Below are 12,929 nucleotides of genomic sequence, written 5' to 3'. Positions count from 1 at the left end.
GTCAGCTATCGTTCAGCCAGTCCGCCTTATTGCGCGCGGTCTCTTCGACCATTCATGGAAGTAGGAAATGAAAAGCATTTACCGTCTTGCACTGGTGACTAGTACCGCTGCTGTTCTGGCTATGACGCCTGCGAGCAGCCAGACCGTTGCGGACGAATCCGTTCCCGAAGCGTCATTGGACATTCCGGGGGGCGGCCAATTGCTGGCCAAGCCCAGCGATCCCAATGTGCGCAAGGCCACAGCAATTGTGAATGGCGAAATTATCACGGGCACAGAGGTTGACGAGCGCCTTTCGCTGATCATCCTCGCCAATGATGGCCAATTGCCTCCCGAAGAAGTAGCCCGCTTTCGCTCGCAGATTCTCACCAATCTGATCGACGAAGCGTTGCAGATTCAGGAGGCCGCAGCCAACGAAATCGAAGTTACCGATGCAGAGGTAACCCAGTATTTCGAACGCGTCGCCGAACAGAATTTCAAGCGTTCGGTCGCTGACACGGACAAATATCTGACATCTAAAGGCAGCTCAATTGCTACGCTGAAGCGCCAGATAAAGGCTGAATTGGCGTGGAATCGTTTGCTGAGCCGGAATGTTCGTCCCTTCATCAACGTCAGCGATGATGAGGTGAATGCGATCATGGAACGCATCAATCTCACCAAAGGCACCACCGAATATCGACTTGGCGAAATCTACCTGTCCGCAACATCGGAAAATCAGGAACAGGTATTCGCCAATGCGAAGAAAATTCTGGAACAGATCCAGCAAGGCGGCTCATTCACAGCCTATGCCCGCCAGTTTTCGGAAGCCTCTACCGCTGCTGTCGGTGGCGATCTGGGCTGGGTTCGGATCGAGCAATTGCCGCAATCCTTGGCGACCGCTGCCTCACAAATGAGCGAGAATGAAATCGTCGCTGTTCCGGCGCCGGGTGGTATTTCGCTGCTTTTGCTGATCGACAAGCGGCAGGTCGCGACCACGGACCCGCGTGATTCGGTGCTCAGCTTGAAACAGCTGGCCATTTCCTTTCCTGCGGGAACGACCGAAGCCAAGGCTGGCGAGGCAGTGGCCCGCTTTAACAGCGAAACGCAGAAAATCCGGGGTTGCGGAACCGCCGACGATACCGCGAAGATACTTGGCGCAGATGTGGTCAATCGCGACGGCATCAAGGTACGCGATCTGCCGGGACCGTTGCAGCAGATCATGCTCGACTTGCCCATCGGCCAATCGACGCCGCCTTATGGCTCGATGGAAGATGGCATACGCGTTTTCGTTCTTTGCGGTCGCGACGCCCCCGATGCAACGACGCAAGAATCATTTGATCAAGTGATGTCGCGCATCGAAGATGACCGCATCAACAAGCGCGCGCGCCTCTACCTGCGCGACCTTCGCCGCGACGCGATCATCGAATATAATTGATGGCAGGGGCCGATACCCATTTGCCGCTGGCAATATCCAGCGGTGATCCGGCGGGAGTCGGCCCCGAAATCATCGGCAAAGCGTGGGAAGCGCGCAAGAAGCAAAAGCTCAAAAGCTTCTTTGCCATCGGCGACATAGCCAGTTTTGCCCATCATTGGGACGGGCCGGTCGTGCGGATCGATAATCCGGATCAGGTCACCGAGCGTTTCGATGACGCACTGCCAGTTTTTCATGTGCATGACTGCACGTCGATCATCCCGGGCACCCCCGATCTGGATGGCGCGCACTGCGCCTTGCAAGCGCTTGAACTGGCAACCGGTTTTGCCCGGTCAGGAACGGTGGCAGGTCTGGTCACAGGGCCAGTTTCAAAGGCGCAACTCTACGCCATCGGTTTCAACTATCCCGGGCAGACCGAATTTGTGGCCGAACGGTGCGGAGTTGAGCGACGAAATGCTGTAATGATGCTGGCGGGGCCTGACCTGCGCGTCGTTCCCATGACAACTCATATTCCGCTCGCCAGCGTAGCTTCGCAACTCGATGTCCGCTTGATACGGCGCCGCATCAGGGCGACTGCAAAAGGATTGGCTCGCGATTTTGGAATTCCTAACCCGCGGCTGGCTTTAGCCGGTTTCAACCCACATGCTGGCGAGAGCGGCAATCTTGGGCGTGAAGAGATTGACATTTTTGCGCCTGCAATCGCTTCGATCGCCAATGAAGGCTTCGATGTAATCGGCCCCCTACCCGCCGATACGATGTTCCATGCGGAGGCACGGCGGCATTTCGACGCGGCACTATGCGCTTATCACGATCAGGCGTTGATCCCCCTGAAGACGCTATATTTCCACGAAGCCGTCAACATCACGCTCGGCTTGCCGGTTATCCGCACGTCACCGGACCACGGCACAGCATTTGGTATTGCCGGTAAAGGCGAAGCGCGATCCGATTCGATGATTGCCGCGATCCGCATGGCCGGCGAAGCAGTGGCCAACCGAAAGGCCTTTGCCGAAGCCGCTGCCTGCCCGGCATGAGCCAGCCTCAGCTCCCTCCGCTGCGTGAGGTTATTGCACGACATGGACTTTCTGCAAGCAAAGCACTTGGACAGAATTTCCTGTTCGACGAGCAACTGCTCGACCGGATTGCTGCTATTCCCGGCCCGCTCGCCGGAGAAAATGTATATGAAGTCGGACCCGGCCCCGGCGGCCTGACCCGCGCACTGCTGCGTGCCGGAGCCAAAGTCACCGCCGTCGAGCGTGACCGCCGCTGCCTTCCCGCACTTGAAGAGCTTTCGGAGGCTTTCCCGGGGCAACTGCGCGTCATCGAAGACGACGCTATGAAAATCGATCCGTTCCACGAAATCGACGAGCCGTTCCATATTGCGTCAAACCTTCCCTATAATGTCGGCACTGCACTTGCTGTCGGCTGGCTAAGTGGTGAGGAATGGCCACCGGCCTGGAAGTCGCTTACCCTGATGTTCCAGCGTGAAGTTGCCGACCGTATTGTCGCCAAGCCCGGCACCGACGCCTATGGGCGGCTAGCGATTCTAGCCCAATGGCGCTGCGATGCGCGCATTGCCATGCCCGTGCACCGCAGCGCGTTCACGCCGCCGCCGAAGGTGATGTCAGCCGTCGTGCACCTGACACCGAAGCAACAGCCAGATGGTGTGCGCATGGCGACGCTTGAAGCACTGACCGGCGCGGCATTTGGTCAACGCCGCAAAATGTTGCGCCAAAGCCTGAAGGGCGTTCGCGGCGCGGCGGAAGCGATGGAGCAGGCCGGAATTGCGGCCGAACGGCGCCCGGAAACGCTCGAAATCGAAGAATGGCTTGAACTGGCTAGGCTGCTCGAAACGCTCCGCTAGGGGTGGCGCAACGCGTTGCGCCCCGCTACAGGTATCAAATGCAACCGCTTTCAAAATCGGAGCTCGCGGCGCTCGAACGGCCAGACCAAGATCGGATGTTGGCGCAGGTGCAGATCTGGGCCGGGATCAACAGCGGAACCGGCAATCTTAAAGGGCTGGCCACCACGGCAAGCCTTCTGGCTGATGCCTTCACTTCTCTGCACGGTGATGTCGAATTGGTCGAACCGGCTCTCGTCGAAAAGGTGCTTGCCGACGGAACAATTGTCGAAGTGGCGCATGGCCGCCATCTGGTCACAACGGTACGCCCAGACGCGCCGATTCAGTTGCTTCTGACTGGCCATATGGACACGGTCTTCGCGGTCGATCATCCGTTTCAGGAACAACGCTGGCTCGACGAAGGTGTGCTGAACGGACCCGGGGTTGCCGACATGAAGGGCGGCATCGCCGTCATGCTTGCCGCGCTTTCTGCGGCGGAAACGGCGCCAGAATTTCAGCAGGTCGGTTATCATGTGCTGATCAACAGCGATGAAGAAACCGGTTCCGCCTCTTCGGCTGAGCTTATCAAGCGCCTCGCACGGGGTAAATTGGCGGCCTTGACCTATGAGCCATCCGCGCTGCCCGATGGAACATTGGCGGGCGCAAGGGCGGGGAGCGGCAATTTTTCCATTATCATCACAGGACGAAGCGCGCATGCCGGACGCAATCCGCAAGAAGGCCGCAATGCGGTGCTCGCTGCTGCTGACCTTGCGCTTCGGCTAAAGGCGCTGACCCGTGACGGACTTTCCGTCAATCCAGCCAAGATCGATGGTGGCAGCCCGAACAATGTGGTGCCCGATCATGCTGTCTTGCGCGTCAATCTGCGCCCGCACAGCCTGGAACTGCAGGACATAGCCTATAATGAAATCAAAATGTTGATTTCGACTATTGAGCAGGAACATGAAGTTTTGATCCACCTGCACGGCCATTTCAACCGCCCTCCCAAGCCACTGACAGCCGAGGCTGAAAAGCTGTTTGGCCTTGTCAAAAGCTGTGGCGAGGATTTGGGCCTTTCTATAGGCTGGGTGTCGACTGGCGGCGTATGTGATGGCAATAATATCGCGGCATGCGGCGTCCCTGTCGTCGATACGATGGGCGTACGAGGGGGCAGCATCCACAGCAGCGACGAATTTCTGATAACCGAAAGCCTGGTAGAGCGCGCCAAACTCTCCGCCCTCACCCTGCTTCGGATCGCACAAAAAGGGGCAATATGAGTTTCATTATACGTCCGGCGAATCTGTCAGACCTGCAACCCATGTATGAAATGGCCAAACGCACCGGCGGCGGGTTCACGAATCTTCCGCCTGACCGAAAGGCGCTGACAGCAAAGCTTGAGCGCTCGGCGGAAGGTTTTGCCCGCCTTGGCGACACCGTCGGCGATGATTTGTTCGTATTTGTGCTGGAAAATCGCGAAACCGGCGAAGTGCGTGGCACTTGCCAGATTTTCTCTGCAGTTGGCCAGAAATGGCCCTTTTACAGCTATCGCATCGGTGCTTTGACCCAGCACAGTGTCGAACTGGAGCGCACCTTCCGCGCCGACATCCTCAATCTGTCGACCGATCTGGAAGGCGCGACAGAGGTTGGCGGTCTATTCCTCCACCCCGGGGAACGCGCGGGCGGGCTTGGCCTGCTCATCGCACGCAGCCGCTATCTGTTCATCCGCAACCACCGCGCTCGTTTTGCCGACCGCACACTGGCCGAATTGCGTGGGGTTATCGACGAAGCGGGTGGATCGCCATTCTGGGACGGTGTCGCCGGTCGCTTCTTCGGAATGAATTTTCAGGACGCCGATGAATTTAATGCCAAGTTCGGCAACCAGTTCATCGCCGATCTGATGCCCAAACACCCTGTTTACATCGCGATGCTGTCCGAAGCAGCACGCCATGTCATCGGCGTCCCCCACCCCACCGGCCGCGCAGCAATGCGAATGCTGGAAGAAGAAGGTTTCGCCTGGGAAAATTACATCGACATCTTCGATGGCGGGCCGACGATGACCACACGCACCGATCAGATTCGCAGCGTGCGCGAAGCCAAGGATGCGCCGATTGTCGAGATCAGCAACGCGCTGGGCGACCCGCATGAGGGCAAGGCTGGCGGCACCAAGATGCTAGTCACGCATGGCTTTCTTGAAGATTTCCGTGCATCCTATGGCTGGGTGGCCGAGCATGAGAATGGCGTGATCCTTGATGCGCAATGCGCCGAAAATCTGGGCGTCCTGACCGGTGACACCATCACCTTCGTCCCGCGGTGGTGAGTGATGGCACTGGTTGAAATCAATTTCGATGGCGTCATCGGCCCCAGCCACAATTATGCGGGATTGAGCCCGGGCAATATCGCTTCAGCCAGCAATGCCGGGGCGGTTTCGCAACCCCGTGCGGCCGCACTTCAAGGTTTGGAGAAGATGCGCGCCAATCTGCGGTTGGGCCTTGCGCAGGGCTTTTTCATGCCGCTTGATCGACCGAATTTGTGGTGGCTCGATAGTCTTGGCACGGACATGGTCAGGGCTGAGTCACATATTCAAGCCGCCGCGTTTTCAGCTTCCGCGATGTGGGCAGCAAATGCTGCGACGGTCTCGCCTGCCCCGGACTGTCGGGGCGGTCTGTGCCACCTGACACCGGCAAATCTAGTAACGATGCCGCATCGCAGCCATGAATCTCCCGGCACGATGGCACAGCTTGCGCTCGCATTTGCCGACAAGGACCATTTTGCACTTCACATGCCGGTTCTGCCACCATTTGGAGACGAAGGTGCGGCAAACCACATGCGCCTTTGCCCTTCACACGGCGAAGCCGGGATTGAAATTTTCGTCTATGGCAAATCGGGCGGCCCCTTCCCAGCGCGACAGCATATCGAGGCATCAAAAGCCATTGCTCGACGGCACCAGCTAAATCCCGAACGAACCCTGTTCATCCAGCAATCCGAAATCGCGATAGCGGCAGGCGCCTTCCACAATGACGTTGTCGCGGTTGCCAATGAACGCGTTCTCTTCACCCACGAACAGGCGTTTGAGGATCCCGAGGCCGCCTATGCCGCAATCCGCGCGAAAATGCCCGAGGCAGAAATCGTCATAGTTCCGGCAGACCGGGTGAGCCTCGCCGATGCCGTGCAAAGTTATTTGTTCAACGCCCAATTGGTCACGCTTCCATCGGGCGAAATGGCACTAATCCTGCCGACCGAAGCCAAAGCCAATAGTCGTGTCTGGGGTTGGCTAGAGGAGCATGTGGCTGGCAACGGTCCGATCCGTCGGCTGGTTCCTGTCGATGTGCGCCAATCAATGGCCAATGGGGGCGGCCCTGCTTGTTTGCGGCTGCGCGTAGTCGCGGATCCTACGACCGTGGACCAGCGATTCATCGCAGACGAAGCGAAACTTGACCGAATGGCAGCGGTAATCGCCGCGCACTGGCCCGAAAGCATCGCGCCAGACCAGTTAAGTGACCCCGCCCTGGTCAAACAGGTTCAGGATGCGCGTCTCGCCCTCCTAAAAGCGTGTGACTTGTCTGACCTCGCCTGACTGTCGAAAGGCTTTACAAACTGCCTTTGCGTTAACCATCGTCTTCCGCAGCAATGCTGAACTGGCACGTGGTTTGCCTATACGCGTGTTAACCTATGAAAAAAGTCGCGCGCCTGTTTCAGATCAAGACCAAGACCGAGGTCTTCCTCATCACCTATGCACTAGGGCTGGGTGCAGTGAAGCGCGGCGAAGCCTATCTGACGCAATATCCGGGTTTTGGTGGCAAAATGCTCTTTGCCTGCTGTCTGGGCGCCGTCGTAGTGGCAGCGGCAAAGATGCTTCAAGCAGTCGAACTACAACAAATGTTCGGGAACGATTAGTTCCCCGGATTCTGTTGCCCGGCTCGGTTATTTATTGACGCATTTTCGAACCGGAAGACCGGTTCCCACTTTTTCTGAAAATGCTGCGGGGAAGTAGGGGGCTTCTGTTGCCCGGCGCCCCCCAAGCCGCTGTGACCTTTCTGTTGCCCGGCCGGCTCGGCCGCGTTCTTTTAGAATAATTCTAGACCGTGAGGCCCGGAATTATGCTGCGAGAGCAAGTGCTTCGTTATCGTTGGCACTTATGAGTTTTGAACCATTTCACGGCTTATTCATGCCGGGCAAAAACAGCGCTTTTCAACACACGTCGATCCTAGTTCAGCCCCGTCAAAATCCCCTGAACTTCAGGGGTTATGGTGGAGCTGCCGGGTACCGCCCCCGGGTCCGCTGCGTCTATTGCACGCCGCAATTTATCGCCATAGTCCGCCGAAGCGAACGCAACCTATATAGTCGGTTTTGGGTGAATGGGAAGTGAAGGAACTCAAATTCCCTGCATGTTCCGGCTCTCGGCGGGAATATGCACAACCAACCCGTCCATTTCCGCCGTCAGATCGATCTGGCAAGAGAGCCGACTGGTCCGGCGTGCGCCGCTGGCAAGATCGAGCATGTCTTCCTCATCCTCGCTCGCCGCAGGAAGCTTGTCGAACCACTCCTTTGCGATAACCACATGGCAGGTCGAACAGGCCATCTGCCCCTCGCAGGTGCCTTCCAGCGGTTGCCCCGCATTCTGGCCGACCGCGAGCAGGTTCTCCCCAGGCTTTGCTTCGACCGTCTGCGTTGTTTCGCCATCAGGGCTGATGAAATGGACTTTCACGCATATTGCCTTTCCGCCGCCGCATTGATCAGCGTTGCGGCGCGTTCGATTTCTTCCACTGTCGTATAGCGCCCCCAACCAAGGCGGATAGAGGATTTTGCTTGTTGCTCGGTCAAGCCGATAGCGCGCAGCACATGGCTGGGGCGGCCAGAGCCGCTGGCGCAAGCGCTTCCGGCAGAAAACATGACCTCGCGACATTCGGACATCAGGCGGGCGACATCCACACCATTGCGGCGGATGTTGAGATTGCCTTTATAGCGAAACCGTTCCGACCCGTTGATCGTCCAATCGGCGAACAATTCGTTAGCGCGAGTCCATAGTGCCTCTACATGCGCCCAATCATCGGCCATGCGCTCGGCTGCCAATCGCGCGGCGGCGCCAAAGCCAACACACAAGGCAGGTGACAGCGTTCCCGATCGAAGCCCCTGTTCCTGTCCGCCCCCGTGCAGCAGCGGCTCCATCCCTATCCCATCGCGCACCCAGAGTGCACCTATGCCTTTGGGGCCATGTATCTTGTGCGCGGAGACCGCAATCATGTCAGGACCATCCGGCAGCACTAAGCGTCCAAAGCCCTGCACCGCATCGCACAGCAGCAGCCCGCCTGCGTCGTGCATTGCATCCGCAATATCCGCGATCGGCTGGATTGTGCCAATTTCATTATTGACCAGCATGCAGGCCGCCAGCCCATTCTCCCAATATTGCATCTCGCATATGCCGTCATGGCCGACCGAGAGTGTTTCGCCGCCAACTTGGTCAACACAGTCGAGCACCGCCGCATGCTCGGTGGCCAATGCAGAAACCGGTAAACCGCAGCCCTTGATCGCAAGGTTCAGCGCCTCGGTTGCGCCCGAGGTAAATATCACCCGCCCGCCTGCGGGAAGCAGTGTGGCGACCTGCTCTCGCGCCGCCTCCACCGCCGCCGCTGCCTTGCGTCCGCCTGTATGCGCGCTGTGCGGGTTCCAGAACTGGTCCTTCAGCCAAGGCTCCATCGCCGCGAATACCTCGGGTGCCATTGGCGTGGTCGCCTGATAGTCAAGATAGATGCTCTCGCTCATGCCGCCTGCGCACGCTCGCGGATGGCTTTCCACGCAGCCATGAACCGCTCAATATCATCCTCGCTGGTCAGCGGGCCAAAGCTGACGCGAACGACTTCGCCTGCTGCCTTGGCATCCCACCCCATAGCAGTCAGCACATGGCTGGCCTTGAGTGTGCCCGACGAACAGGCACTTCCCGCAGATACCGAAATTCCCGCGAGATCGAACGCAATCAACTGGCTCGACGCCGATATTTCCGGCATCCGGTAGCTACCGATAGTGGCGAGACGCGGTGCAGCCTTGGCAACTACCTCCCCGCCTGCCGCCTCGATAGCCATGTCCAGCTTCGCGCGCAGCCGTGCCGCATCGTCCAGCCAGCCGAAGCCCGCCTCCAGCGCCGCAGCAAGACCAGCCACGGCAGGCAAATTCTCGGTCCCGCGCCGATAGCCTTTTTCCTGCCCGCCAGTTGGTCGCAACAAGGCTAGGTCCTTTACCAGCAGGGCCCCCAAACCGGGAGGGCCGCCCAATTTGTGCGCCGACAGAATGATTATGTCCGCGTCGGGCAGCGACAGCTTTCCGGCACCCTGCGAACAATCGGCAACCAACAGACCACCACTTTCGCGAATGGCCGCGCCAAGTTCGGCCAGTGGCTGGATCACGCCGGTTTCGTTATTGACCTGCTGGATCGCATAGCGCCGACCTTTCGCAATCTTGCCCAGTTGCACGTTGCCATTTGCGTCAACCGATAACCTCGTCTCGTCACCCGCCGCAGCCAACACTGCATCATGTTCGACTGCACTCGCGACGGAATCGAAGCCGTTCAGGGCCAACGCAATCGCTTCGCTCGCGCCGCTGGTGAACAGGATTTCGCCATCCCATCCCAATGCCTTGCCTATCCGCCCGCGCGCAGCTTCCAGCGCTGCACGTGCCGCCCGCCCCTCGCCATGCGGGCTCGACGGGTTGGCCCAACGCTCCAGCGCGTCCACAACCGCTTCGCGCGCCGCGGGCACGACTGGAGTCGTCGCGGCATGGTCGAGATAGAGACGATCGGGCTTCATTACAGGCTAAGCTGTCCGTTAAGGTTGCGAAAATCGCTTTCGCTTCTATATAGCAGGTCGACCGCTGCCTAGCCCGAAGGGTGAGGCTGCCTTAGATTTCCTCTGTTTAGAAACATCTTATGCCCGCAATTGCCATTCCCGGTCCTGAAGGCCGTATCGAAGCCCGTTTCTCGCCGCCGCCGCGCCCTAGGGCTCCGGTGGCGATGATCCTGCATCCGCATCCGCAAGCAGGCGGTACAATGAACGACCGCATCACGCAGGCGATGTACAAAATTTTCGTCGCGCGTGGCTTTGCCGTTCTGCGCTTCAACTTCCGCGGCGTGGGCCGCAGCGAAGGCGAATTCGATAATGGCATTGGCGAACTTTCCGATGCCGCAGCAGCACTCGACTGGGTGCAGGCCTTCCATCCCGAAGCCAGCTCGACCTGGATTGCCGGTTTCAGTTTCGGTGCATGGATCGGCATGCAGTTGCTGATGCGTCGCCCCGAAGTGCGCGGCTTCATCTCGGTCTCGCCGCCCGCCAACATGTATGATTTCAGCTTCCTCGCGCCTTGCCCCTCTTCGGGAATCATCATTCACGGCGCGCAGGACGAGGTGGTTTCGCCCAATTCGGTGCAGAAGCTGGTCGACAAGCTGCGCACGCAGAAACACATCACGATCCACCATGATGAAATCCCGCGCGCCAACCATTTCTATGAAAATGAAATGGAATTGCTGCTCGGCTCGGTCGAGAATTATCTCGACATGCGGCTCGACCCGGCCTGTCCGATCAAGTGATTTATTGGGGTTGGTCGCTGGATTGCACTAGCGACCGCCCCTGATCGTCCGGAACCGTCCAGATCGCCACATTGGCGAACAGCACCAGCGCAGCTGCCAGCATAAGCCAGATTTTTTGGCCCAACCCGTCGCGCTTCCACAGTTTCCAGGCGCCCCAAAGCAGAGCGAAACCGCCCAGCATGGCGATGGAAAGGATGGCAGCCATCATTCACCTTCGATAAAAGCTGTGGAAGGTGCAGGTCAAGCCGCGATACCAGCCAAATTCGGCATGGTCTTTTGTCGGGCCCTATCCTAGAGAGCGCGCAATCCCGACTCGCCGGAGTGGAAAGGCCGCCGCCATGCGTATTGCCATTGCCTCAGACCATGCCGCCCTTGCGCTGAAATCCGCGCTGGTTGCGCATCTGCAGGCTGGCGGGCATGAAGTGGCTGACTTGGGCCCCTATGACGAAAGCTCGGTCGATTATCCCGATTATGGCTATAAGCTTGCCGCAAGCGTTGCCGCTGGCGAAGCGGAATATGGCGTAGCCCTTTGCGGTTCGGGCATCGGCATCTCGATTGCCGTCAACCGCAATCCCGCTTGCCGAGCTGCTCTGGTTTCCGAGCCCCTTTCGGCCAAGCTGGCGCGCGAGCATAATGATGCCAATGTAATCGCCATGGGCGCGCGGCTGACCGGTATCGATATGGCCAAGGCCTGCCTCGACACATTCCTTTCCACGCCTTTTGCCGGGGACCGCCATGTCCGCCGCGTGGGCAAGCTATCCAATCCCGATTTCGCAAAGGATCCAGCATGACCGCCTCTGCCGCCAACGACGTCCAGCCGGACGGTTTCTTCACCGAGAGCCTGGCTGAGCGGGACCCTGAAATCGCGGGCTGGATCGGAAAAGAACTGCAACGACAGCAGGAAAAGATCGAACTGATCGCTTCCGAAAACATCACTTCGCGAGCGGTACTCGAAGCAACCGGATCGGTGCTGACAAACAAATATGCCGAAGGCTATCCGGGCAAGCGCTATTATGGCGGATGCGAATTTGTCGATGAGATCGAAACGATCGCGATCGAGCGTGCAAAGAATCTCTTTGGATGCGGATTTGCCAATGTGCAGCCCAATTCGGGCAGTCAGATGAACCAAGCGGTGTTTCTGGCGCTGCTGCAACCCGGCGACACCTTCATGGGGCTGGACTTGGCCGCTGGTGGTCACCTGACGCACGGCAGCCCGGTCAACATGTCGGGCAAATGGTTCAACCCGGTTTCCTATGGTGTTGACCGCGAAAGCCATCGCATCGATCTGAATGAGGTCGCCCGCATCGCCCGTGAAAACAAGCCCAAGCTGATTATCGCAGGCGGCACTGCCTATTCACGCATCTGGGATTGGGCGGCCTTCCGTGCGATCGCCGATGAAGTGGGCGCGCTCCTGCTGGTCGACATGTCGCATATTTCAGGGCTGGTAGCGGGCGGCGCGCACCCCTCCCCCATCCCGCACGCCCATGTCGTGACCACCACCACGCACAAATCGCTGCGCGGTCCGCGTTCTGGTGTGATCCTGTCGAACGACGAAGCCATTGCGAAGAAAATGAACTCGGCGATCTTCCCCGGCCTGCAGGGCGGTCCGCTGATGCATGTTGTCGCTGCCAAGGCAGTCTGCTTTGCTGAAGCAATGCGTCCAGAATTCAAAACCTATGCCGCAAGCGTGGTCGAAAATTCAAGGGCATTGGCGGCCAGCCTGCAGGAACAGGGTCTCGATATCGTGTCGGGCGGTACAGACAACCATTCGATGCTTGTCGATCTTCGCCCCAAGCAGGCAAAGGGGAAGCATGCCGAACAGGCTCTCGACCGTGCGTCGATCACCTGCAACAAAAATGCGATCCCCTACGACCCCGAAAAGCCCTTCGTCACATCGGGCCTGCGCCTGGGTACCCCGGCTGGCACGACGCGGGGATTTGGTCCCGCCGAATTCCGCGAAATCGGTCGCATGATCGCCGATGTCGTCGAAGGCTTGCGCAAAAATGGCGAAGCTGGCGATGGGCAGATTGAAGCGCGAGTGAAGGAAGAAGCCGAGGCCCTATGTGCCCGCTTCCCGATTTATCCGTCCTGAGTTATATTCGCACTTGAAATGG

At 58.7% G+C, this 12,929-nt stretch carries 14 protein-coding genes and 1 other RNA gene; 10 read left to right on the top strand and 5 right to left on the bottom strand.

The features are described 5' to 3' along the window. Positions 1-121: 121 nt before the first annotated feature. From ABL922_RS01660 to ABL922_RS01630, 7 genes are all read left to right on the top strand, one after another. Complete coding sequence (locus tag ABL922_RS01660; RefSeq protein WP_349022469.1) at positions 122-1,411, top strand: peptidylprolyl isomerase; 1,290 nt, start codon at positions 122-124, stop codon at positions 1,409-1,411. Next, positions 1,411-2,439, top strand: coding sequence for a 4-hydroxythreonine-4-phosphate dehydrogenase PdxA (gene pdxA / locus ABL922_RS01655; protein ID WP_349022468.1), 1,029 nt, complete (start codon positions 1,411-1,413; stop codon positions 2,437-2,439). The genes ABL922_RS01660 and pdxA overlap by 1 nt, the downstream gene beginning before the upstream one ends. Then, positions 2,436-3,269: a 16S rRNA (adenine(1518)-N(6)/adenine(1519)-N(6))-dimethyltransferase RsmA gene (rsmA, locus tag ABL922_RS01650; RefSeq protein WP_349022467.1), complete on the top strand. Its 834-nt coding sequence runs from the start codon at positions 2,436-2,438 to the stop codon at positions 3,267-3,269. The genes pdxA and rsmA overlap by 4 nt, the downstream gene beginning before the upstream one ends. A 38-nt stretch (positions 3,270-3,307) precedes the next feature. Next, positions 3,308-4,519, top strand: coding sequence for a hydrolase (locus ABL922_RS01645; RefSeq protein WP_349022466.1), 1,212 nt, complete (start codon positions 3,308-3,310; stop codon positions 4,517-4,519). After that, positions 4,516-5,559, top strand: a complete 1,044-nt coding sequence (locus tag ABL922_RS01640; protein WP_349022465.1) for an arginine N-succinyltransferase — start codon at positions 4,516-4,518, stop codon at positions 5,557-5,559. Before ABL922_RS01645 ends, ABL922_RS01640 begins: the two co-directional genes overlap by 4 nt. Positions 5,560-5,562: 3 nt before the next feature. Next, positions 5,563-6,816, top strand: coding sequence for an N-succinylarginine dihydrolase (locus ABL922_RS01635; RefSeq protein WP_349022464.1), 1,254 nt, complete (start codon positions 5,563-5,565; stop codon positions 6,814-6,816). Positions 6,817-6,911: 95 nt separating this feature from the next. Beyond that, on the top strand, positions 6,912-7,136 hold the full coding sequence (locus ABL922_RS01630) for a hypothetical protein (RefSeq protein ID WP_349022463.1): 225 nt from the start codon (positions 6,912-6,914) through the stop codon (positions 7,134-7,136). A gap of 92 nt (positions 7,137-7,228) precedes the next feature. Here the strand turns inward: ABL922_RS01630 and ssrA are convergent. The 4 genes from ssrA to ABL922_RS01610 all read right to left on the bottom strand — a co-directional run bounded on the left by ssrA (position 7,229) and on the right by ABL922_RS01610 (position 10,039). Beyond that, positions 7,229-7,608: a transfer-messenger RNA gene (gene ssrA, locus ABL922_RS01625) on the bottom strand. Positions 7,609-7,614: 6 nt separating this feature from the next. Beyond that, positions 7,615-7,947 carry a 2Fe-2S iron-sulfur cluster-binding protein gene (locus ABL922_RS01620; RefSeq protein WP_349022462.1) on the bottom strand — a complete coding sequence of 111 codons (333 nt, stop codon included), beginning with the start codon at positions 7,945-7,947 and terminating at the stop codon, positions 7,615-7,617. Next, positions 7,944-9,002 carry a cysteine desulfurase family protein gene (locus tag ABL922_RS01615; protein WP_349022461.1) on the bottom strand — a complete coding sequence of 353 codons (1,059 nt, stop codon included), beginning with the start codon at positions 9,000-9,002 and terminating at the stop codon, positions 7,944-7,946. Before ABL922_RS01615 ends, ABL922_RS01620 begins: the two co-directional genes overlap by 4 nt. Then, positions 8,999-10,039, bottom strand: a complete 1,041-nt coding sequence (locus ABL922_RS01610; protein WP_349022460.1) for an aminotransferase class V-fold PLP-dependent enzyme — start codon at positions 10,037-10,039, stop codon at positions 8,999-9,001. The genes ABL922_RS01615 and ABL922_RS01610 overlap by 4 nt, the downstream gene beginning before the upstream one ends. 119 nt (positions 10,040-10,158) lie before the next feature. Here ABL922_RS01610 and ABL922_RS01605 point away from each other — a divergent pair, with 119 nt between their 5' ends. Continuing rightward, positions 10,159-10,815, top strand: a complete 657-nt coding sequence (locus ABL922_RS01605) for an alpha/beta hydrolase (protein ID WP_349022459.1) — start codon at positions 10,159-10,161, stop codon at positions 10,813-10,815. Position 10,816: 1 nt separating this feature from the next. Here the strand turns inward: ABL922_RS01605 and ABL922_RS01600 are convergent, their stop codons facing one another. Beyond that, a complete protein-coding gene (locus ABL922_RS01600; protein ID WP_349022458.1) occupies positions 10,817-11,023 on the bottom strand; it encodes a hypothetical protein in 207 nt (68 codons plus the stop codon). A 130-nt stretch (positions 11,024-11,153) separates the two neighbouring features. On the opposite strand from ABL922_RS01600, the gene rpiB reads away from it, so the two are divergent. Together rpiB and glyA are read left to right on the top strand one after the other, a co-directional pair. Further along, the gene (rpiB, locus tag ABL922_RS01595; protein ID WP_349022457.1) at positions 11,154-11,606 is read left to right on the top strand and encodes a ribose 5-phosphate isomerase B; all 453 of its coding nucleotides are present in this window, start codon (positions 11,154-11,156) and stop codon (positions 11,604-11,606) included. Further along, positions 11,603-12,907: a serine hydroxymethyltransferase gene (gene glyA / locus ABL922_RS01590; RefSeq protein WP_349022456.1), complete on the top strand. Its 1,305-nt coding sequence runs from the start codon at positions 11,603-11,605 to the stop codon at positions 12,905-12,907. Before rpiB ends, glyA begins: the two co-directional genes overlap by 4 nt. The last annotated feature ends 22 nt before the right edge of the window (positions 12,908-12,929 follow it).

Origin of the sequence: Sphingorhabdus sp., from assembly GCF_040079335.1 — a bacterium.
Classification (GTDB): Bacteria; Pseudomonadota; Alphaproteobacteria; order Sphingomonadales; family Sphingomonadaceae; genus Sphingorhabdus_B.
Note: the sequence above shows the minus strand (reverse complement) of the source record. Positions and strands in the feature narration are given on the sequence as shown.